The sequence below is a fragment of the Pseudonocardia sp. Ae331_Ps2 genome, assembly GCF_001932405.1.
GTDB lineage: Bacteria > Actinomycetota > Actinomycetes > Mycobacteriales > Pseudonocardiaceae > Pseudonocardia.
Genome location: NZ_MCIM01000020.1, coordinates 1 through 2,317 on the forward strand (window position 1 = coordinate 1; position 2,317 = coordinate 2,317).

The window sequence follows — 2,317 nt, forward strand, 5'->3', positions numbered from 1 at the left end:
ACCTTGGTGATCCTCGGACTGTCCATCGTCGCCGTCATGCTCGTCATCACCGTGACCTTGACCTGACGTTCTCTAAAGAGGGGGTGCGCCGGGGGGGCAGCCACCAGCTCGTTGCCGCCGGTACAGGCCGAAGTCCTCACACTCATCCAGAGCGGCACCACCACGACCGCCGATCTGGTCGCGGCGGCGTCGGCGTCGAAAGCCGCCGTGCACGACGCCCTCGACACACTCATCGCTCACGGCCGGATCGCGCGGATCTCGCGCGGCCGCTACCAGCCCACCACCACAACCAACCCGGGCGCTGCGGGCGCAACATGATGAACCCGACATGCCCAGACACGCCGAGACCGGGACCGGGACGTTCCCGAGGACCCGCCCGGCGGTCACACAGCTGACCGGCACCACTACTGTCTGTCCCAAGAAACGACAAACGGCCCCCACCAGACAAGGAAACGGGCCGGATGTCACCAACACAACAGCCGTCATGACGACGGCTAGAACACAACAGCCGTCATGACGACGGCTAGAAGTTGGGGGAAGTGTAACCATGACCGACCACCCCGGCCACTCCGGCCACCCCCACCGCCCCGGCCACGAGTCGTCTGTGCCTGTCGACCTGCCGATTCCTTCTCCTTCCGATGCGCTGGGTGCTGATGCGTCGTTCGGGGTGTCGGTGGGGGAGAGCCCGACGGTGGGTGCGGTCCCGCTCTGGGTCACCGGGTGTCTGTTGTTCGATCCGCCGCCGGTCGCTGCGGCGAACGCGGTGAGCACGGCGGTGGCGATGCTGATGGCGGCGTCGGTGCGGGTGCACGGTGATCTGATGGTGAAGCTGTCCCCGACCCGGCTCGCGTTGCTGTGTGGCTATGAGCGGCCGGAGAAGGCGAAGTGGATCATCGACTATCTGCAGCGGATCGGTTTCCTGCAGGTGATGGACGGCGGGGTCAACCCGGTGACGGGGCGCCGGCAGGCTCGTCGAGACAGCGCCGGGCGGGCGATCGAGAACGAGTTCGTGGTGTTCCCGACCGCGCCGGCGCACTACCGGGGCCCTCGGTCCCTGGCCGAGCTCGACCGCTGGATCAGCGCTGACCTCGCCGCCGCCGAGTCCGCGCCGGCCCGGGGCGGGCGCCGGTCCGGGAGACCGCGCACGGTCTCGATCCGCCGCCGCACCCTGTTCACCGTTCCCGCCGGTCAGGCCCTTCCCCCCTCGAGGGGGGAAGGAGAGGGAAACGTCCCCCCCGCCAGGGGGGAAGGGAACGTTTCCGCTGGTCAGGCCCATCCCCCCGCTGCGGGGAGTGGGCGTAGTCCCCTTCCCCCCGCCGGGGGGGGAGGGAACGTTTCCGCTGGTCAGGCCCTTCCCCCCGCCAGGGGGGTACTTCAGATCGAGAGATCTTCGATCTCTCCCGGAGGGAGAGAGATCGAAGAGATCGAGCCCGTGCCGGGCGGGTCGGCTGCGCCGCCCGCCACGGGCCCCGCGGCTGCTGCGGTGGCCGCCGCCGGGTCGGGCGGTCCGGCGGTCGCGTTCGCCACACGCCCCGCAACCGCTGCAGCCGCAGCCGCAGCGAGCGTGGCGCCGCCCGCCGGCCTCGTCGGCGGCGAGGCCGGTCCGGTAGTGCCTGCGCCGGGGGAGCACGTGCGTGCCGTGGTGCGCCGGCTGCCCTGGGCGGCGTGGGCAGAGCACCGCCGACCGGGATGGCGGCTGAGCGCCGCTGATGCCGATCAGGTCCAGGCCGCGATCACCGAGGCCATCACCAGCCAACGGATCACCCTGGACCAGGCCACCGAGATCGGGCAGGCCGCACTGTCGGAGGCCAAGGGCCCCCAGCCGGTGACCTACCTGGTCAACGCCTTCACCAAGCACCTGCCGCGCCGGCTCCGAGCCCTGAACCACGAACCCCTCGACACCGCCCCGCTGCCCCTGCTCACCCCCACCGGCCCCTCAGAGCCGTTCTCCCAGCCGCAGAAGCGCTCCCCGGCCCCGAACAAGGCCGCGGCCACCGCAGCCGCGCAGCAGGCCGTACAGGACCAGGGCTCCAGCGCCGCCGCGGCCCTCGACACGGCCGACACGGCCCTCGACACGGCCCCGGCCTCGGCTGTTCCTCCTCCGGCACCCGGGCCCGCGACCCCGGCCGTGCGTGAAGCGGCGATGGCGAGCATCCGCCACCACCTCGCCGCCACCCCGGCCGGGCGCCGCCACCCGGTCCGGCACCCGGGCACGGCACGCCAGGCCCGACCAGAGCCGGTGACGGTGTGACCCGCACACGTCAGCCACACGAACGGTGCTGCCGCGCCGCTTCCGGTCCTCGCCGCCCCCGGGGGC

Annotated in this window: 2 protein-coding genes; one reads left to right on the forward strand and one right to left on the reverse strand. The window is 72.1% G+C overall.

Annotation, left to right across the window (positions count from 1 at the left end):
• A partial coding sequence (locus Ae331Ps2_RS32900) for a hypothetical protein (RefSeq protein WP_217695676.1) occupies positions 1-233 on the reverse strand: 233 nt, incomplete at its 3' end.
• Positions 234-604: 371 nt separating this feature from the next.
• Between Ae331Ps2_RS32900 and Ae331Ps2_RS30125 the strand changes: the two genes are divergently transcribed.
• Positions 605-2,251: a hypothetical protein gene (locus Ae331Ps2_RS30125; protein WP_139319290.1), complete on the forward strand. Its 1,647-nt coding sequence runs from the start codon at positions 605-607 to the stop codon at positions 2,249-2,251.
• Positions 2,252-2,317: the final 66 nt, after the last annotated feature.